Source organism: Halopseudomonas oceani (assembly GCF_002903165.1).
GTDB lineage: Bacteria > Pseudomonadota > Gammaproteobacteria > Pseudomonadales > Pseudomonadaceae > Halopseudomonas > Halopseudomonas oceani.
Window position 1 is genome coordinate 330262 of the sequence record NZ_PPSK01000001.1, and the last position, 18860, is coordinate 349121.

Annotated in this window: 16 protein-coding genes and 1 pseudogene; 8 read left to right on the plus strand and 9 right to left on the minus strand. The window is 58.9% G+C overall.

What is annotated here, in order from left to right; genetic code table 11:
• Positions 1–12 precede the first annotated feature (12 nt).
• Complete coding sequence (rpmH, locus tag C1949_RS01600; protein WP_074496262.1) at positions 13–147, minus strand: 50S ribosomal protein L34; 135 nt, start codon at positions 145–147, stop codon at positions 13–15.
• Positions 148–745: 598 nt separating this feature from the next.
• Here rpmH and dnaA point away from each other — a divergent pair.
• Genes dnaA through gyrB form a run of 4 tightly spaced genes read left to right on the plus strand, consistent with a single transcriptional unit; the run spans position 746 to position 6920 of the window.
• On the plus strand, positions 746–2233 hold the full coding sequence (gene dnaA / locus C1949_RS01605) for a chromosomal replication initiator protein DnaA (protein WP_104736711.1): 1488 nt from the start codon (positions 746–748) through the stop codon (positions 2231–2233).
• Between the two features lie 49 nt (positions 2234–2282).
• Positions 2283–3386, plus strand: a complete 1104-nt coding sequence (dnaN, locus tag C1949_RS01610; protein ID WP_104736712.1) for a DNA polymerase III subunit beta — start codon at positions 2283–2285, stop codon at positions 3384–3386.
• 6 nt (positions 3387–3392) lie between these two features.
• Positions 3393–4487, plus strand: coding sequence for a DNA replication/repair protein RecF (gene recF / locus C1949_RS01615; RefSeq protein ID WP_104736713.1), 1095 nt, complete (start codon positions 3393–3395; stop codon positions 4485–4487).
• Between the two features lie 18 nt (positions 4488–4505).
• Entirely contained in the window at positions 4506–6920 is a 2415-nt protein-coding gene (gene gyrB, locus C1949_RS01620; RefSeq protein ID WP_104736714.1) for a DNA topoisomerase (ATP-hydrolyzing) subunit B, read from the plus strand.
• Between the two features lie 60 nt (positions 6921–6980).
• On the opposite strand, the gene C1949_RS01625 is transcribed toward gyrB, so the two are convergent.
• The 5 genes from C1949_RS01625 to glyQ all read right to left on the minus strand — a co-directional run bounded on the left by C1949_RS01625 (position 6981) and on the right by glyQ (position 12576).
• Positions 6981–8156, minus strand: a complete 1176-nt coding sequence (locus C1949_RS01625; RefSeq protein ID WP_104736715.1) for a PilT/PilU family type 4a pilus ATPase — start codon at positions 8154–8156, stop codon at positions 6981–6983.
• Positions 8157–8231: 75 nt separating this feature from the next.
• Positions 8232–8966, minus strand: coding sequence for a lysophospholipid acyltransferase family protein (locus C1949_RS01630; protein ID WP_104736716.1), 735 nt, complete (start codon positions 8964–8966; stop codon positions 8232–8234).
• Between the two features lie 2 nt (positions 8967–8968).
• Positions 8969–9502: a D-glycero-beta-D-manno-heptose 1,7-bisphosphate 7-phosphatase gene (gene gmhB / locus C1949_RS01635; RefSeq protein ID WP_104736717.1), complete on the minus strand. Its 534-nt coding sequence runs from the start codon at positions 9500–9502 to the stop codon at positions 8969–8971.
• 72 nt (positions 9503–9574) lie between these two features.
• Entirely contained in the window at positions 9575–11629 is a 2055-nt protein-coding gene (glyS, locus tag C1949_RS01640; protein WP_104736718.1) for a glycine--tRNA ligase subunit beta, read from the minus strand.
• Positions 11629–12576, minus strand: a complete 948-nt coding sequence (glyQ, locus tag C1949_RS01645) for a glycine--tRNA ligase subunit alpha (RefSeq protein ID WP_104736719.1) — start codon at positions 12574–12576, stop codon at positions 11629–11631. Before glyQ ends, glyS begins: the two co-directional genes overlap by 1 nt.
• A gap of 506 nt (positions 12577–13082) precedes the next feature.
• Between glyQ and C1949_RS01650 the strand changes: the two genes are divergently transcribed.
• Positions 13083–14156 (plus strand): autotransporter outer membrane beta-barrel domain-containing protein, encoded by a 1074-nt coding sequence (locus C1949_RS01650; RefSeq protein ID WP_170062977.1) that lies wholly within the window; start codon positions 13083–13085, stop codon positions 14154–14156.
• 111 nt (positions 14157–14267) lie between these two features.
• Here C1949_RS01650 and ilvA read toward each other — a convergent pair.
• The 3 genes and pseudogenes from ilvA to C1949_RS01665 all read right to left on the minus strand — a co-directional run.
• Positions 14268–15218, minus strand: a pseudogene (gene ilvA / locus C1949_RS01655) (threonine ammonia-lyase, biosynthetic); the annotation flags it as partial.
• A 264-nt stretch (positions 15219–15482) separates the two neighbouring features.
• Positions 15483–16496 carry a mechanosensitive ion channel family protein gene (locus tag C1949_RS01660; RefSeq protein ID WP_170062978.1) on the minus strand — a complete coding sequence of 338 codons (1014 nt, stop codon included), beginning with the start codon at positions 16494–16496 and terminating at the stop codon, positions 15483–15485.
• 44 nt (positions 16497–16540) lie between these two features.
• Positions 16541–16882 carry an FKBP-type peptidyl-prolyl cis-trans isomerase gene (locus C1949_RS01665; protein ID WP_104736723.1) on the minus strand — a complete coding sequence of 114 codons (342 nt, stop codon included), beginning with the start codon at positions 16880–16882 and terminating at the stop codon, positions 16541–16543.
• A gap of 80 nt (positions 16883–16962) precedes the next feature.
• On the opposite strand from C1949_RS01665, the gene C1949_RS01670 reads away from it, so the two are divergent.
• The 3 genes from C1949_RS01670 to C1949_RS01680 all read left to right on the plus strand — a co-directional run bounded on the left by C1949_RS01670 (position 16963) and on the right by C1949_RS01680 (position 18855).
• Positions 16963–17532, plus strand: a complete 570-nt coding sequence (locus tag C1949_RS01670; protein WP_104736837.1) for a DNA-3-methyladenine glycosylase I — start codon at positions 16963–16965, stop codon at positions 17530–17532.
• A gap of 68 nt (positions 17533–17600) precedes the next feature.
• A complete protein-coding gene (locus C1949_RS01675) occupies positions 17601–18488 on the plus strand; it encodes a lysophospholipid acyltransferase (RefSeq protein WP_104736724.1) in 888 nt (295 codons plus the stop codon).
• Between the two features lie 97 nt (positions 18489–18585).
• Positions 18586–18855: a PilZ domain-containing protein gene (locus C1949_RS01680; RefSeq protein WP_104736725.1), complete on the plus strand. Its 270-nt coding sequence runs from the start codon at positions 18586–18588 to the stop codon at positions 18853–18855.
• Positions 18856–18860: the final 5 nt, after the last annotated feature.

Below are 18860 nucleotides of genomic sequence, written 5' to 3' on the forward strand. Positions count from 1 at the left end.
GGTTACCGGGTCTTAGGCTGACAGGCGTGCACGGCCTTTGGCACGACGGCGAGCCAGAACAGCACGGCCGTTCTTGGTGGCCATGCGTGCACGGAAACCGTGGTTGCGCTTGCGCTTCAGTACGCTGGGTTGGAACGTTCTTTTCATCGTCAGATACCTGAGTAAGTTACATCAGAGCAAAGTGCCCCTTCGAGGGACCGGCAATTCTAGAGAAAAAGGATCCCAAGGTCAATTTCCTTTCTGCTGTTCGTGAAGATAGAAATATTTATGAAAAGAGAATTTTAGAAAGATTAAAGATATAGTTATATATAAGGGCGACCTTTTCTGTGGGTAACCCCGTTTTTTCCTTTTGGATCATTAGGTTGGCGAAAGCACAAGGGTGTTGAGAAGCCGTTGCCAGATGGCATGCACTCCTGTGGCTTGCCTGTGGACAAGATGACCTGTTATCCACAGGCGGAGTTATCACCAGCCTCCCCCCTCTGTTGCCAACAGACTTGAAGGCAGGTTTTCCACAGTGTCCACGGCGCGCTATTTTCGTGGGATTACGGGTTTTTCCTGATTCTTTCCCGCCGTCGACCCGTTTGCAGAGGCGGGACTTTTTGTCGCTAGTACGGGCACGCGTGTGGATAAGTAGGGGGGGAGCAGATAGAATAGAGCGCTCTGCCAGCGCCGCTTTCCACAGTTGGCAACGGTCCGTTTTGTATTCAATAAAAGCCGCTGATGTCAGTGGTCCCGGGGGAATTCAGTGTCTGTTGCACTTTGGCAGCAATGCATCGATTTTTTGCGTGATGAGCTACCATCTCAACAGTTCAATACCTGGATTCGCCCGTTGCAGGTTGACGGCGATCAAGCTGAAATTCGGTTGTATGCACCGAACCGCTTTGTGCTCGACTGGGTGAACGACAAGTACCTGAATCGTATTCAGGAGCTGATGGATGACCTGTCTCAGGGACAGGCGCCGATGGTGTCGTTGCTGATTGGCAGCCGTCGTGCTTCGCCCGCTGCGGCTTCTGCTGCCCCTGCCAGCGCTCCTGCGTCCAGACCGGCAGCAGCACCGGCACCTATCCCGGTTGCCGCACCAGTGACGCCGGTGGTGGTTGAGTCTCAGCCTCAACAAACGCTGGTTGATCACAGCGGTAGCGCCCAGGCGGCAGCAGAGCTCGCTGGAACCCCTTCGGAACCACCTCAAAGCCCACCTGCCCTGATCAAGCACACCAGCTTGCTCAATCGCAGCTTTACCTTTGAGAACTTCGTTGAGGGGAAATCGAACCAGTTGGCGCGCGCAGCAGCTTGGCAGGTCGCAGACAATCCCAAGCATGGTTACAACCCCCTGTTCCTTTATGGGGGGGTTGGTTTGGGTAAGACCCACCTTATGCATGCGGTCGGTAATCACCTGCTCAAGAAGAACCCAGCCGCCCGCATCGTCTATCTGCATTCCGAGCGTTTTGTTGCCGATATGGTCAAGGCTCTGCAGATGAACGCAATCAACGACTTCAAGCGTTACTATCGTTCGGTGGATGCGCTGTTGATTGATGACATCCAGTTCTTCGCCAAGAAGGAGCGTTCTCAGGAAGAATTCTTCCACACCTTCAATGCCCTGCTTGAAGGCGGGCAGCAGGTTATTCTGACCAGCGACCGTTACCCGAAAGAGATCGATGGTCTGGAAGAACGTCTCAAGTCGCGTTTTGGCTGGGGGCTGACCGTTGCGGTTGAGCCGCCCGAGCTGGAGACCCGCGTCGCAATTCTGATGAAAAAGGCCGAGCAGTCGCGGGTGGACCTGCCACACGATGCTGCGTTCTTTATTGCCCAGCGTATCCGCTCCAACGTGCGTGAGCTGGAAGGTGCGCTCAAGCGGGTGATTGCCAGCGCGCATTTCATGGGACGCGACATCACCATTGAACTGATTCGCGAATCGTTGAAGGATTTGCTGGCCTTGCAGGATAAATTGGTCAGTATCGATAATATTCAACGTACCGTTGCCGAGTACTACAAGATCAAGGTGGCCGACGTGTTGTCCAAGCGTCGTTCACGTTCCGTTGCCCGGCCACGCCAGGTCGCGATGGCGTTAGCCAAAGAGCTGACCAATCACAGTTTGCCGGAGATTGGCGATGCCTTTGGCGGGCGTGATCACACGACGGTATTACACGCCACGCGCAAGATTGCCGAGTTGCGTGAAACGGATGCGGATATCCGTGAGGACTACAAGAATTTGTTGAGGACGCTGACGACCTGAGTTCGTCAGCCCACATCACTGCCAACCAGCACGAGGTCGAAGGAAGACAATGCAATTCACCATTCAGCGAGAAGCTCTGTTGAAGCCCCTGCAACTGGTTGCGGGTGTTGTGGAACGCCGCCAGACCCTTCCAGTTCTGTCCAACGTTCTGCTCGTGGTCGATGGCAATACTCTGTCATTGACCGGTACCGATCTGGAGGTCGAACTGGTTGGCCGTATCGCACTGGAAGAAGCCAGTGAAGACGGCGAGATTACCGTACCTGCTCGCAAGCTGATGGATATCTGTAAATCGCTGCCGGACGACGCCACACTCAACTTCAAGGTTGAAGACGGCAAGGCTCTGATCAAGGCGGGTCGCAGTCGCTTCACTCTCGCCACGTTGCCCGCCAACGATTTCCCCAATGTTGAAGACGGTCCAGGCGCAATGAGCTTTGCCGTCAGCCAGGGGAAACTGCGTCGGCTGATCGATCGCACCAGTTTTGCAATGGCCCAGCAGGATGTTCGCTATTACTTGAATGGTCTGCTGCTTGAAATTAACAACGGTCAGTTGCGTGCAGTTGCTACCGACGGTCACCGCATGGCGATGTGCACCGTAGACGCCAATATTGATTACCAGGAGCGCTACCAGTTGATCGTTCCTCGCAAGGGTGTGCTTGAGTTGGCGCGCCTGCTCGGCGAGGCTGACGATCTGGTTAACGTGGTGCTGGGTACACACCACATTCGCGCTACAACCGGCGACTTTACCTTTACCTCCAAGCTGGTCGACGGCAAGTTCCCTGACTACGAGCGCGTGTTGCCGCGGGGCGGCGACAAGATCGTTGTTGCTGATCGTCATACGTTGCGCGACGCGTTTAGCCGCACTGCGATCCTTTCCAACGAAAAGTACCGCGGTATTCGCCTGACGCTCGAATCGGGTCAGCTCAAGATTCAAGCTAACAACCCCGAGCAGGAAGAAGCGGAAGAAGAGGTCGTGGTTGACTACAGCGGCGCGCCGCTGGAGATCGGCTTTAACGTCAGCTATCTGCTGGACGTCATGAACGTACTTGGCCACGAGCAGGCGAAGCTGGTGCTGTCTGATGCCAACAGCAGCGCGCTGGTTCAGGAAGCCGAGTCGGACGAAAGCCTCTACGTCGTCATGCCGATGCGTCTCTGACGCGCGATGCCGCTCTCTCGTTTGTCGGTCACCGCGGTGCGTAATCTGCACCCGGTGACCCTTCTCCCTTCTCCCCGCATTAATCTCATCTCAGGCCCCAATGGCAGTGGCAAAACGAGCTTGCTTGAGGCCATTCATATTTTGGGTCTTGCCCGTTCTTTTCGTAGTACTCGTTTGCAGCCGGTCATTCAGTATCAACAGGACAGCTGTACGGTGTTTGGCGAGGTTTCTCAGGTTGCGGGTGGTGTCAGCAAGATAGGCATTTCACGTAATCGCCAGGCAGACTACGAAATTCGCATCAACGGCCAGAACGCGCGTGGTACCTCCGAGCTTGCTGATGTACTGCCATTGCAATTGATCAACCCCGACAGCTTCCGCTTGCTCGAAGGTGCTCCCAAGCAGCGCCGTCAGTATCTCGATTGGGGGGTGTTCCACGTGGAACATCGTTTTCTCCCCGCGTGGCAACGTCTGCAAAAGAGCCTCAAACAACGGAATTCGCTGCTCCGACGTGGTAGAATTGAACGTTCGCTGCTAGCCCCCTGGGAGGCCGAGCTGGTCGCCTCTGGCGAGCAGATAGACGCCTTCCGGCAGGAGTACCTGCAGCAACTCAAGCCCGTGTTCGAATCGGTTTTGGGGGAACTGGCTGATATCGATGGGTTGACGCTCAGTTACTTTCGCGGATGGGACCGCGAACGAGGGTTGGCTGAGGTGCTGGACTCCCAGTTCGACCGCGATCTTGCGCTTGGGCACACCCAGGCCGGACCGCAGCGAGCGGATCTTCGCTTGCGGGTGAACGGGATGAACGCAGCGGAAGTGCTGTCTCGCGGTCAGCAGAAGCTGGTCGTCTGTGCAATGAAGATTGCTCAGGGACGCCTGCTTAGTCTGATGGAACGGCAGCGAGATTGTGTATTTTTGGTCGACGACCTTCCCTCTGAGCTGGATCGTCACCACCGGCAAGCGCTTTGCCGCTTGCTCGAATCGCTCGATTGTCAGGTGTTTATCAGCTGCGTCGATGCGGATTCGCTGAGTGAATGCTGGCAAGCAGACACACCCTTATCCATGTTCCACGTGGAACATGGGCACATTGTGCAGACCGAATGAAGTCTGGAGTGACTTAAGATGACCGATAACAAAGCCTATGATTCATCGAGTATTAAGGTTCTGAAGGGCCTTGATGCGGTGCGTAAGCGTCCCGGTATGTACATCGGTGACACCGATGACGGTACCGGCCTTCACCACATGGTCTTTGAAGTCGTCGATAACTCGATCGATGAAGCCCTGGCTGGTTACTGCAGCGATATCGACATCACCATCCACACTGACGAATCGATCAGTGTTCGAGACAACGGACGCGGTATTCCGGTCGATGCGCACGAGGAAGGGGTGTCCGCAGCAGAGGTCATCATGACTGTTCTGCACGCCGGCGGTAAGTTCGACGATAACAGCTACAAAGTCTCCGGTGGTCTTCACGGTGTGGGTGTGTCGGTGGTGAACGCTCTTTCCGAAAAGCTGGTTCTGACCATCCGTCGCGAAGGCAAGGTCTGGGAGCAGACCTATGTGCACGGTGTTCCTCAGGCCCCATTGCAGGCGGTCGGCGATACCGATAGCACCGGTACCCAGATCCACTTCAAACCATCGTCCGAGACTTTCAGCAGCATCTCATTCAGCTGGGATATTCTTGCCAAGCGCCTGCGCGAACTGTCTTTCCTGAACTCTGGCGTTGGTATCAATCTGCGTGACGAGCGCTCCGGCAAGCACGAGCTTTTCCGCTACGAAGGTGGATTGCGCGCCTTCGTCGACTATCTGAACCTGAACAAGAGCACCATCAACTCGGTGTTCCACTTTAACCTTCAGCGTGAAGATGGCATCGGCGTTGAGGTAGCGATGCAGTGGAATGACAGTTTCAATGAGAGCATTCTTTGCTTTACCAACAACATTCCACAGCGCGATGGCGGCACTCACCTCGCTGGCTTCCGCAGCGCCCTCACCCGCAGCCTGAACAACTATATTGAACAGGAAGGTCTGCTCAAGAAGCTCAAGGTGAACACTTCGGGCGACGATGCTCGCGAAGGTCTGACGGCGATCATTTCGGTCAAGGTGCCGGATCCCAAGTTCTCCTCGCAGACCAAGGACAAGCTGGTATCGTCCGAGGTGAAGACCGCGGTAGAACAGGAAATGAACAAGTCCTTTGCTGACTACCTGCTGGAAAAGCCAGGCGAAGCCAAGGCTGTCGTTGGCAAGATGATCGACGCCGCGAGGGCACGCGAAGCCGCCCGTAAGGCTCGCGAGATGACGCGGCGTAAGGGCGCTCTGGATATCGCCGGTCTGCCAGGGAAACTGGCCGATTGCCAGGAAAAAGATCCCGCGCTGTCCGAACTCTACATTGTGGAAGGGGACTCCGCGGGCGGCTCTGCCAAGCAGGGCCGTAACCGCCGGACCCAGGCCATCCTGCCGCTGAAGGGCAAGATCCTCAACGTTGAGAAGGCCCGCTTTGACAAGATGCTCTCCTCTGCCGAGGTCGGCACGCTGATTACCGCGCTGGGCTGCGGTATTGGACGCGAAGAGTTCAACATTGAAAAACTGCGTTACCACAACATCATCATCATGACCGATGCTGACGTTGACGGCTCGCACATTCGTACCCTGCTGCTGACCTTCTTCTTCCGTCAGATGCCGGAGCTGATCGAGAACGGCTACATCTATATCGCCCAGCCGCCGCTCTACAAGATCAAGAAAGGTAAGCAGGAGCAGTACCTGAAAGACGACGAGGCGCTGGAAGAGTTCTTGACACAGTCTGCGCTGGAAGACTCCTACCTGTACGTTACCGAGGGCGCACCGGGCATCACCGGCCAGGCTCTCGAGCGTCTGGTACAGGAGTTCCGCGGAGTGATGAAGACCCTCAAGCGTCTGGCCAGACTGTACCCGCAGGAGCTGATGGAGCACTTCATTTACCTGCCGCGTCTGACGGTGGACAACCTTGCCGACAAAGCTTTCATGGAAAGCTGGATTCAGGAATTTGCTGCGCGGGTTGCTCCCACGGAGCGCTCCGGTCAGGAGTTCCGGGTCAGCCTGCGTGAAGATCCGGAACGCCATCTGTGGCTGCCGGAAGTGGAGTCTGTGACGCACGGGCTTTCCAACTATGTCACCTTCAACCGCGACCTGTTTGCCAGTAACGACTACCGCACAATGGCCGAGCTGGGTGAGAAGCTGCAAACCCTTCTGGAACCTGGCGCCTACATGCAACGTGGCGAGCGCAAGAAGCCGATCAGTAGCTTCAAGGAAGCACTGGAGTGGATGATGAACGAGACAGCACGTCGTCATACCATCCAGCGCTACAAAGGTCTTGGCGAGATGAACCCGGAGCAGTTGTGGGAAACCACGATGGACCCGGAAAGCCGCCGCATGCTGCGGGTGAACATTGAAGACGCTATCGCTGCCGATCAGATCTTCAACACGCTGATGGGTGATCACGTCGAGCCACGTCGTGAGTTCATCGAAAGCAACGCCCTGGCGGTATCTAACCTGGACGTCTAATCGGGTTGCAGAAAAACCCCTTTAACCTCACAGTTTAAGGGGTTTTTCTTTGCCTGCTTGTCAGCGAAAGTCGTCGGTTAGATCCGAGTCGGCAAACTCACTGCCGGGAGTAGCCGGCTTGAATGACAAATCGGCTTGCTGTTCCGGTTGTTGCATACCGAGAGGGGACTCACTGCGGGTATCGCTGAATTTGGATTTCAGTTTGAGGTCGGTTGGCGAATCGGCATAACGCAGTGCCATTTCCATCGTGATCTTGCCCTCAGTCAGCAGATCATAGAGATGCTGGTCAAAGCTCTGCAGCCCCGGCTCCTGGCCGCGGTTCATCGAGTCCTTGATCTCCGACAGCTCGTCCCGGGCAATCAGGTTGCGGATATAGGGAGTACGCAGCAGTACCTCGACGGCTGCGACTCGCTTCTGATGTACTGCGGGCACCAGACGCTGGGCAATAATGCCGGCGAGGTTCATGGATATGTCGCTGAGTGTCTGCTTGCGCTCCCCTTCCGGGAACAGGTTGACCACCCGTTCAATGGCTTGAACGCTGTTGGTCGCATGCAGCGTGGCGACCACCAGATGGCCGGTCTCACTGTAGTGCAATGCGTGCTGCATGGTGGCCTTGTCACGGATCTCACCAATCATGATCACGTCGGGCGATTCGCGCAGCACGTTGCGCAGCGCGTGGGCAAAGCTCTGGGTGTCCAGCCCTACTTCGCGCTGGTCAATGATCGACTTTTTGTGCTTGTGCAGGAATTCAATAGGATCTTCAATGCAGACGATATGCCCTGCTCGGTTGGTATTACGGAAATCGAGCATTGAGGCCAGCGTTGTGGATTTGCCGGAACCGGTTGCCCCAACCACCAGCACCAACCCGCGGTCTTTCAGCGCCAGCCGTTCGAGCTGAGCAGGCAAGCCCAGATCGGCAATAGCGGGAATCTTGTGGCTGATATGGCGGACCACCATCCCCACTTCACCACGCTGGTAGAACACGTTGATACGGAAGCGGCCGAGGTTGGGCAGGCCGACCGCGAGGTTCATCTCCTGCTCGCGCTCAAACTCGTCAATCTGCTTCTCGTTCATCACCTGCCAGGCCAGATCCTTGACGGCTCCGGAGGCGAGCGGCTGGTTACCGAAGGAAAAGAAATCGCCCTCGCGTTTCAAGGTAACCGGGGCACCGACGCTAAAGAACAGGTCGGATCCCCCCTTTTCGGAGAGTGCGCGGAGGTAGCGATTAATATCCATATCAAGACACCGATCGAGCTGTTGATGAGTGTGCGGCTGCCCGCATGAGAACCCTCAGTATGGACCAGTCGGCGCTTACGTGTTCCGCAGGCTTTGCAACTGCTGATTGATCCAGGCCTCGGCTTGCTTGTTGGCCGCAACGATGGCGCGTGGGTCACCACCGGTGGGATAGATCGGCGGGCCAATCATCACCTTCACTGTACCTGGGTTCTTTGCCCAGCCGTGGCGTGGCCAGTATTCCCCGGCATTATGGGCGACCGGAATGATCGGGGCATTGTTGGCGCAGGCGAGCGCCGCACCGCCGCGGGAGAACTTGATGGTCTCGCCTGGCGCGTTGCGGGTACCTTCAGGGAATACCAGAATCCACATGCCATCTTTCAGGCGCTCACCACCGGTGCGGGTCAACTGCTGAAGTGAATCGCGGGCTTTGGTCCGGTCGATAGCGATTGGCTTGGCTAACGCAAAGGCCCAGCCAAAGAAGGGGACGTAAAGCAGTTCACGCTTGATCAGTTGGGTTTGCGGCCGGAACAATCCGGGCAGGAAGAAGGTTTCCCATGTGCTCTGATGGTTGGCCAGAATCACTCCCGGTTGATTCGGAATATTCTCGCGGCCAGTCACTTCATAACGGATGCCGACGATATTGCGCGCCAGCCAGACCGCAATGGCGGACCACCACTCGATGATGACTTTAACCCGCCAGCGCACGCTCAGGAACAACGCAATCGGAGTAATCAGCACGCACCAGACGGCGGCGCTGGCCGACAGCAGCAGGTAGAACAGAACGACGCGGAGGCGCATCAGCAGGGGCATGTTCAGGATTCCAGAAGGTGGTCAACAACGGCTGCCAGGTCATCAAATACCCGGGTACCGGCGGGCAGCGTCTTGTGCTCGGTACTCGCGCCCTTGCCGGTACGTACCAGATAGGGCGTACAACCGACGGCGCAGCCGGCTTCTAGGTCACGCAGGCTGTCGCCCACGGTGGGAACGCCATCGAGCGAATGGTCGAGTTCATCGGCAATCTGTCTGAACAGTCCTGGCAGCGGTTTGCGGCAATCGCAACCGGCATCAGGAGCGTGCGGACAGTAACGTATCAGATCGACCTTGCCGCCCTGCTCCGCTACCAGCTGAAGCAGCCGATCATGCATGTCCTGCAGCGTCGCCTCGTCATAGTAGCCACGGCCGATACCAGATTGGTTGGTGGCAACGGCGATGGTCCAGCCTGCCTTGCTCAGGCGCGCAATGGCGTCGATTGAGCCGGGCAACGGGATCCACTCGTCAAGGGACTTGATATAGGCGTCGGAGTCCTGATTAATGACCCCGTCCCGGTCGAGAATGATTAACTTCATAGCGACAAGCTCCAAGCGGCAAGCTACAAGTCAGCGGGGTTGGTCCCTCGCAGCCTGTAGCTTGCGGCTGCTCTAGCCCAGCAGGGAGATGTCGGCGACGCCCAGGAACAGGCCGCGCAGACGGGCCAGCAGGGCGTAGCGGTTGGCCTTGACGGCGTCGTCGTCGGCGTTGACCAGCACCTGTTCGAAGAAGGCATCTACCGGCGCGCGCAGGGCCGCCAGTTGCTCAAGCGTGGCGCTGTATTGGCGCTGGGCTGCCAGCGGCGCTACCGACCGTTCTGCCGCTTCTACGGCGCTTGCCAGGGCTTGCTCGGCGGTCTCTTGCAGCAGCGCGGCATTGATCTGCTTGCTGACCATACCTTCGGCTTTGGACAGGATGTTGGATACCCGCTTGTTGGCAGCGGCCAGTGTCTCTGCCTCGGGCAGGCGGCGGAACGCCTGAACCGCCTGTACCCGTTGATCGAAGTCGAGTGGCGAGGTTGGGCTGACGGCGCGTACCGACTGGTAGACGGCGACGTCGATACCTTCATCTTCATAGCGGGCGCGCAGACGGTCGAAGATGAAGTCCTGTACCAGGGCGACCAGACCTTCGGCTTTTACGCGACTGCCGTACTGCTCGACCGCGGCCTGTAGTGCAGCGTTGAGATCCAGCTCCAGTTGCTTCTCGATCAGGATGCGCAGCACGCCAAGGGCGGCACGGCGCAGCGCGTAAGGGTCCTTGGAGCCGGTCGGCAGCATGCCGATACCGAAGATGCCGACCAGGGTGTCGATCTTGTCGGCCAGCGCGACTGCGGCACCGGTCAGGGTGCTTGGCAGTTCGGCACCGGCACCGCGCGGCATGTACTGTTCGTTCAACGCCAGCGCAACGTCATCCGCTTCGCCGTCGTGCTTGGCGTAGTAGTAGCCGGCAATGCCCTGCAGTTCCGGAAACTCCCCGACCATCTCGGTAGCCAGGTCGCACTTGGACAGCAGGCCCGCACGGGCGGCACGCCCGGCGTCGCCGCCGATGCGTTCGGCAATAAAGCCGGCCAGACTGGAGACGCGTTGGGCCTTCTCGAAAACGCTGCCCAGATCGGCCTGGAATACCACATTGGCGAGACGCTCATTGCGGGTTTCCAGCGGCTGCTTCTGGTCTTGCTTAAAGAAGAACTCGGCGTCGGTCAGGCGTGGGCGGACGACTTTCTCGTTGCCCTCAATGATCTGTGTCGGGTCCTTGCTTTCCAGGTTGGAGACCGTGATAAAGCGCGGCAGCAGCTTACCGTTGGCGTCGAGCAGGCAGAAGTACTTCTGGTTGTCCTGCATGGTCGAGATCAGGGCTTCCTGCGGTACCTCAAGGAAGCGCTCTTCGAAGCTGCAAACCAGCGGCACTGGCCATTCAACCAGGGCGGTCACTTCATCCAGCAGGTCAGCCGGGACGATGGCCGTACCTTGTTGCTCGGCAGCCAGCGTGTCGACGCGGCTGCGGATGATCTCGCGGCGCTCGGCGAAGTCGGCAATCACGTGAGCGCTGCGCAGGGTCTCGGCGTAGGCAGCCGGACTGGCGATGGTGACCTGATCCGGGTGGTGGAAGCGGTGGCCACGGGACAGGTTGCCGGCCTGCTGGGAGAGAATCTCGCAGGGTACAACCTGCTCGCCCAGCAGCATGACCAGCCATTGGGTCGGACGGACGAACTCGGTCTTGCGGGCACCCCAGCGCATGCGCTTGGGAATCGGCAGCGCGGCCAGTGCGGCGTCAACGATGCCGGGCAGCAGATCGGTGGCCGGCTGGCCCGGGATGTTCTGTACGAAGCGCAGCTTCGGACCACTCTGGTCGATCTCGGCCAGGCTGACACCGCACTTGCGGGCAAAGCCTTCGGCGGCTTTGGTCGGGTTGCCGTCGGCGTCAAACGCCGCCTGTACGGGCGGGCCATCGAGTTGGGTGGTGCGGTCGGGCTGCTGGGTTGCCAGCGCCTCGACCAGCACGGCCAGGCGGCGCGGCGCGGCGTAGTAGCGGGCCTTGGCGTAGCCCAGACCGGCGTCTTTCAGACCGCCTTCAACCCCGGCCAGGAAGGCTTCGGCCAGCTTCTTCAGGGCCTTGGGAGGCAGCTCTTCGGTGCCCAGTTCAACGAGAAAATCCTGCGCCTGCATTATTCGGCCTCCTTCAGCTTGGCCAGTACTTCATCACGCAATTCGGGGGTGGCCATCGGGAAGCCGAGGCGGGCGCGGGCCAGCAGATAGCTCTGGGCAATCGCGCGGGACAGGGTACGAACACGGAGAATGTAGCGCTGACGCTCGGTCACCGAGATGGCGCGGCGGGCGTCCAGCAGGTTGAAGGTGTGCGATGCCTTGATGACCATTTCGTAGGCCGGCAGCGGCAGCTCCAGTTCCATCAAACGATTGGCTTCACCTTCGTAGAAATCGAACAGCTCGAACAGCTTGTCGACGTTGGCGTGCTCGAAGTTGTAGGTGGACTGCTCCACCTCGTTCTGGTGGAACACGTCGCCGTAGCTGACCTTGCCGAACGGGCCGTCGGAGTAGACCAGGTCGTAGACCGAGTCGACGCCCTGCAGGTACATCGCCAGACGCTCCAGACCGTAGGTGATCTCACCGGTGACCGGATAGCACTCGACGCCACCGACCTGCTGGAAGTAGGTGAACTGGGTCACTTCCATGCCGTTCAGCCAGACTTCCCAGCCCAGACCCCAGGCGCCGAGGGTCGGCGATTCCCAGTTGTCTTCAACGAAGCGGATGTCGTGCACCAGCGGGTCGACGCCGATATGACGCAGCGAATCCAGGTACAGCTCCTGGATGTTGTCCGGGTTCGGCTTGAGCACCACCTGGAACTGGTAGTAATGCTGCAGGCGGTTCGGGTTTTCACCGTAGCGGCCGTCAGCGGGGCGGCGGCTGGGCTGTACGTAGGCAGCGTTCCAGGTTTCCGGGCCGATGGCGCGCAGGAAGGTGGCTGTATGGAAGGTGCCGGCACCCATTTCCATGTCGTAGGGCTGCAGTACCGCACAACCCCGCTCTGCCCAGTAGCGTTGCAGGGCAAGGATCAGTCCTTGAAAGGTGTGGACGGCTGGATTGGTCTGAGTCACGTGTTTCACCAGGTCGGGCTGTGAAATTGAGAAAGACCGAAGTATACAGGATTGGAGCAGCACGCAGCTAAGACGGCCGTGCAGGGCTGTCAAGGCTCCGGAAGATTGACCTGGATCATTGGTCAGTATTTTGGCTAAACGAATATATGCTGTTACCGATTGTCTATTTTCTGGCAATTTGGCAGGATGGCGCAGTTTGACATCATTTTAATATTGCGCAACGAGTCATCGTAGCCAGGGAGATAGCGTTGAATCTGAAAAAAATAATGCTGCCGTTCAGCCTGTTGAGTGGTCTTTGTCTGCCGATCGTCAGCCATGCAGCCCCTGAACCAATGCAGCCGAGCCCTCCAGTAACGGTCCAGTACGGCGGCAGCACCTATACCATTTCATCGGTGTACACCTCCTATACTGCGAACCCCGATATCTTCACTGCACAGCCGTGGTGGGGGAACTCTGACCTGTCTTTTGGACTGGCCCAGTTGGTTGGGGATGCTGGAAACTTGGGCGTGTTTCTGCTGTTTGGTTACGGTATTGAAAACGGCTTTGTTTCGATTGACTACTACATTGGGCCAGACGTCAGTCACTGTCCGTCTGGTTGCCCCAGCGTAGATGATAGCTACGACTACGCAATAATCAGCGAGCTGGTCACTCTGGCCTCTCTGTCCAACAGCCTGCAGTCCACTTCGCTGGGGTTGAGCTCGCTTAACAGCGGCCTGAATATGATGATCAACGGCGCCCACAGCCGCCCACTGTCCCGCATGGTTGCGCCGGGTCAGAGCACCTTCTGGGTTGCTGGTGACTGGGGTACGGATGAGCACGGCCAGCGCTCTGGTTCCACCGGCCTGGCTGAAGTCAGCGTTGGTCACAACTATGGTGCTGTGCAGCTCAATGCTTCTCTTGGCCAGACCTGGGCGCGTCAGAACCTGAGCAGCAACGGCCGTGCCGAGAGTGACGGTCAATACCTGCTGGTTGAGGGCATCGTTCCCGTCTCGGAACAGCACAAGGTATATGCCACGGTTGGCGCGTTTGGACACTGGGGTGAAGCGGACATTCGTCGCGGCTACATTAGCCTCAGCACTCCTGACTCTTCGAAGGGAAATGCCGACTCCAATACCTGGGGCCTGCGTGCACGTGTTGATTGGGTCGATGCTCTGTCCTTGGGAAATACTGGCATCAGCCCCTACGCTGACCTGAGCTACACACACTCCAAGCTGGATGGTTATACAGAGGAAGGCGGTACGAATCCTGCCAGCTTCGATAGCCGTACCGATCGTTTCACCGAAGCTCGACTGGGCTTTGGGACTGAAACACCGCTGAGCTGGCTGGCCGGGTACAACTTGGTAGCTAACCTCGAGGCGGCTCATCGTTTTGAGGATCGCAGTGCCGGTGTCAGTGGCTCTATTGATGGCCTGTTCGCTTTCAGCCTGCCCGGGGAAGACTACCAGAACGACTGGTTGAAGGCGGGTGTGGGGATCGAAGGTGCGCTGGGTGATGGCAAAGCCTCTTTGATGTTGAACGGCACCACCGACAGCGACCAGCCTGACATGTGGGTTGCTGCAAGTTACCAACTGGCGTTCTGATCCAGCCGGTTCTGCAGTTCGTCAAAAAGCCTCGGCAACTTAACCCGGTTGTCGGGGCTTTTTGCTTGCTGCTAGCGGCGGCCACCTGACTGCTCAATCGGTTGCGCTCCCACTCCGCTCAATCACCTGCCCCAGCCGGTCGAAATCGATATTGGCACCCGAGTTGATCGCAATCAGGGTCTGGTCGCGGATACCTTCGCGTCGTACGTATTCGCGCAAGCCAGCTACTGCCAGCGCGCCAGAGGGCTCGGTGATCGAGCGGGTGTCGTCATAAATCCTGCGTACGGCGCTGCAGATGGCGTCGTTACTGACGGTGATGACCTCGTCGACGTAGCGTCGGCAGAAGGCGAAATTGAGTTTGCCGATCTGCGCGACCGCGACGCCATCGGCAAAGCGCCCGACCGCTGGCAAGACCACACGGGCATCGGCCGCCAGTGCTGCCTGCAGGCAGGCGGATTCCTCCGACTCGACGCCGATCACCCGCACCTCTGGGCGCAGATACTTGATATACGCCGCTACCCCGGCGATCAGCCCGCCGCCACCGACCGGTACAAATACCGCGTGGAGTGCACCCTGATGCTGACGCAGCAGCTCCACCGCGACGGTTCCCTGGCCGGCGATCACATCCGGGTCGTCAAACGGCGGGACAAAGGTATAGCCATACTTGTCTGCCAGCTGCAGCGCGTGTGCCAGTGCTTCCGGGAAGCCGTCGCCGTGCAGCAGCGCAGTGGCGCCCCGGGCACAGACGCCTTCGACCTTCAGCTTTGGCGTGGTGGTGGGCATGACGATCAGCGCGCGCACGCCGAGTCGCTGGGCAGCAAGTGCCAGTCCCTGGGCATGGTTACCGGCTGACGCGGTGATGACGCCGCGCGCCCGCTCGCTTGGGCTCAGTCGGGCGACGCGGGTGTAGGCACCTCGGATCTTGAACGAGAACACCGGTTGCAGGTCTTCGCGCTTGAGCAGAACCTGATTGCCCAGGTCCGAGGACAGGCGCGGGGCGAATTGCAGCGGGGTCTCGGTCGCGACGTCATAGACCGGTGCCGACAGGATGCTGCCGACCAGAGTGCGTAATCGTGCCGGGGCGTCGTCGTCACTCGGGTCGGTTTCGGTGTCGGTTGAAGAGAGGGATAGAGCAGTTGTCATACGGTCTCCTGATGCTTGTTTGCCCCGGAGACAGAATGAAAAAACCCGCCTCAGAGGCGGGTTTGGGTGCGCACGATGCTAGCCCGCCGTTGTGGGAATGGCGGTAATAATCATTCGGCTGGTCAGTGCGCGTGTGCTGGTCATGGGTCGAATCTAGCGGCTGTGCCGGTTATGGTCAACCGCTTATTCCTTTGGCGCCCCGGGGTCGAGCAGATCCTCACTGCCGCGGCTACGCTGGTCGGCAGCGATCTGCTCCTCGAGATCGGCCTGCACGCGGGTATCCACCGCAGCGGGTGCCCGAGTTTGCGTCGATGTTGCCGGTGGTGTGACGCCCGGGCTGGAGGCCGCCCCGCGCTCGCTCAGCTGCACCCGGTAAATCGGCTCGGGCATATCCATCTCGGCGGCCTCCAGGGCGAGTTTTACCAGCCGGATACCTTCACTCTTGACGCTGGCAAAGTCGTGGCTGCGCTGGTCAACCCAGGCGTGATAGCGGATCTGCACGTTGGAGTCGCCCAGTGCGGTGATATAGGCGCGCGGTGGCGGCGTCTCCATCACACCGTCAAGCGTGCCCAGCACCTCGACGCCAATTTGCTGGGCTCGAACCAGATCCTCGTTGACACCGATGCCCACATCAAAGGCAAAGCGGCGACTGGGGTTGCGGGTGTAGTTGAGCATCACACTGCTGAACACCAGTGCGTTGGGCAGGCGCAGGTGATTGCCGTCCAGCGTCATGAGGATGGTTGCTCGTGAGGTCAGTGCGACCACAATGCCTTCGTTGCCATCAATGGTGACATGGTCCTTCGGTGAAAATGGCTGCCTGAGGCTCATGAGAATACCGGCAAGGTAGTTTTCCATGGTGCTCTTGAAGGCGAAGCCAAGCGCTACCCCCATGACGCCGGCGGTGCCCAGTACCGCGCCCACCAGGGCGGTGGCGTCCATGATCTCCAGCGCAATCAGAACGCCGATCAGGCTGACGACCCAGCGTACGGTGGTGCGGGTCAGTTCGCGCAGGAACGGGTTGCGCTGGGCGACCAGATCCAGCATTTGTCGGCGTGCCAGCCAACTGCCCACAAGCCAGAACACGCCGACTACCACCAGTGCGAGCAAAAACAGCGGCAGTGCCGCCAGCAGGCTGTAGCATTCTTCCAGCAGACGCTGCAGAACGGCGTCCATATTGAATGTTAGATTGGCTGCCATGCTTGCTTCCTGTGCTGTGCCTGCGGTGAGTTGAAGGGCGGGCATCAGTCGTCCCGGGTGAGCACTTCCAGCAGCTCGACTTCAAACCGCAGGTTGCTGCCCGGCTTGATATGCTCGCCAACGCTGCTGTCGCCATAGGCCAGTTCGGCCGGTACGAACAGCTGACGGCGACCACCGACCCGCATGCCCATCAGGCCCTGGTCCCAGCCCTTGATGACCCGCCCGGTGCCGATGACGCACTGGAACGGCCGACCGCGCTGATGGGAGGAGTCGAATACGGTGCCGTCCTCCAGCGTGCCGGTGTAGTGCGTCGTAATCAGCGCGCCCTTGACGCATTCCTTGCCCTCGCCCAGGGTCAGGTCGGTAATCTGCAGCTGGTCGTTCATGTCGGTCTCCCCGGGGCGGATGTAAGATGGCAGTCAGTTGGCGAGTATAACCCTCAGATCGGAGCAAAGGCATGAACCAGATGGATCCGGTGCGCTGCAGTTGGTGCAGTGAAGACCCCTTGTATCAGCGCTATCACGATGAAGAGTGGGGGGTACCCTGTCGGGATGCCGACAGTCTGTTCGAGATGCTCATGCTGGAGGGATTTCAGGCCGGTCTGTCGTGGATCACGGTGCTGCGTAAGCGCGAGCACTATCGGCAGGTGTATCGCGGCTTCGATATCGCGTTCATGGCCAGCCAGAGTGATGATGAGTTGCAGGCACTGCTGCAGGATCCGGGGATCATTCGCAATCGACTCAAGGTGTATGGTGCGCGGCGCAATGCCCGCGCCTGGCAACGGTTGTGCGCCGAGCATGAGCCGGTCGAATGGCTTTGGCAGTTTGTCGGCGGCCAGCCGCGGATAGGCCACGCAGCGACCCTGGGCGAGATTCCGACCCAGACCGCCGAGGCGAAGGCGATGAGCAAGGCGCTGCAGAAGGCCGACTTTACCTTTGTCGGGCCGACTATCTGTTACGCCTTTATGCAGGCCACCGGGATGGTCATGGATCACACCACCGACTGCCACTGCTACCCTGCTCTGGCATCCGGCTGACCCCGGTTCTCGCCCTGCCCGTCCGAGCGGCTTACAATGGCCGTTGATTCATTGTTCGGAGCATTACCGTGGAGCGGTTGAAAGGCGCCTTCATTGTTGGATTTCTCAGGCTGTTTGCCCTGTTGCCCTTCGGCGTAGCGCAGCGTCTTGGGGCGTTCGCTGGCTGGCTGATGTGGAAGCTGCCAAACCGCTCGCGGGACGTCACTCGAATCAACCTCAGCCACTGCATGCCGGAGTTGGGTGAGGCGGAGTTGAACGACCTGGTGCGTCGCACTCTGCTCGATACCGGCCGCAGCTTTGCCGAAAGCGCCTGTGCCTGGATGTGGTCACCGCATAAGACGGTTGGCCTGATCAGGGAAGTCGAAGGCGAGCATTTGCTGACCGAAGCTCTGGCGGCCGGCAAGGGCGTGGTTGCGATTACCAGCCACCTGGGTAACTGGGAGGTGCTCAATCACTGGTACTGCCTGCGGGCCAAGCCGATCATCTTCTATCGTCCACCCAAGCAGAAGGCGGTCGATGAGCTGCTGCAGCGGCAGCGTACCCAACTGGGCAACAAGGTTGCCGCGTCTACCCGTGAAGGCATCATCAGCGTCATGCGCGAAGTGCGCCGTGGCGGTGCAGTGGGCATTCCGGCCGACCCCGAGCCGGCGCTCAAGAGCGGCGTATTCGTTCCGTTTTTCGCGACCCAGGCGCTGACCAGCAAGTTCGTTCCCAATCTGCTCAAGGGCAGCGAGGCGCAGGCCCTGTTTTTTCACTGTGTGCGGCTGCCCGACAACAGTGGCTTCAAAGTGATTCTTGAGGCGGCACCAGATGCGCTCTACAGCAAGGATGAATACGAGGCTGTAGCTTGCATGAGCGCGGTCATTGAGGGCTATGTACGTCGCTGGCCCAGCCAGTACATGTGGAGTATGAAGCGGTTCAAGAAACGGCCCGAAGGTGAACAGCGCTGGTATTAAAGTAGTGGCTAGCTTGTGCTAGGGTGCGCAGGTAGCAGTCGGTACGGGCGGTTGCCTATAGACCTGACCGTAGTGTGGCTTTTTGGGGGAAAAGGGATTGACCAACCAGCGACAGCATCCGCGGACACCGATGAAGGCGCAGATCCGTATCTGGCACGCCAGCTTTGGCGACATTCTTGCTTATACCCGTGACCTGTCCGATGGCGGAGTGTTTGTTGAACACCCGCTGATGGGAGAGCTGAAGAACGGCGATCAGGTGACCGGCCAGGTTCAGGGCATGCCGTTCGAAGCACCGATTCTGCGTATGCAGGTTCAGCGTGCGGTACCCGGTGAGGGTGCCGGAATGGCGTTTCTCGACGAAGTTTGAGCGCC

Coding starts and splice junctions, on each gene's coding strand:
- gmhB (WP_104736717.1), bottom strand. CDS start 9,502: ATGAAGTTAATCATTCTCGACCGGGACGGGGTCATTAATCAGGACTCC.
- recF (WP_104736713.1), top strand. CDS start 3,393: ATGCCGCTCTCTCGTTTGTCGGTCACCGCGGTGCGTAATCTGCACCCG.
- gyrB (WP_104736714.1), top strand. CDS start 4,506: ATGACCGATAACAAAGCCTATGATTCATCGAGTATTAAGGTTCTGAAG.
- dnaN (WP_104736712.1), top strand. CDS start 2,283: ATGCAATTCACCATTCAGCGAGAAGCTCTGTTGAAGCCCCTGCAACTG.
- C1949_RS01625 (WP_104736715.1), bottom strand. CDS start 8,156: ATGGATATTAATCGCTACCTCCGCGCACTCTCCGAAAAGGGGGGATCC.
- C1949_RS01660 (WP_170062978.1), bottom strand. CDS start 16,496: ATGGCAGCCAATCTAACATTCAATATGGACGCCGTTCTGCAGCGTCTG.
- C1949_RS01630 (WP_104736716.1), bottom strand. CDS start 8,966: ATGCCCCTGCTGATGCGCCTCCGCGTCGTTCTGTTCTACCTGCTGCTG.
- glyS (WP_104736718.1), bottom strand. CDS start 11,629: ATGCAGGCGCAGGATTTTCTCGTTGAACTGGGCACCGAAGAGCTGCCT.
- rpmH (WP_074496262.1), bottom strand. CDS start 147: ATGAAAAGAACGTTCCAACCCAGCGTACTGAAGCGCAAGCGCAACCAC.
- C1949_RS01665 (WP_104736723.1), bottom strand. CDS start 16,882: ATGAACGACCAGCTGCAGATTACCGACCTGACCCTGGGCGAGGGCAAG.
- C1949_RS01670 (WP_104736837.1), top strand. CDS start 16,963: ATGGATCCGGTGCGCTGCAGTTGGTGCAGTGAAGACCCCTTGTATCAG.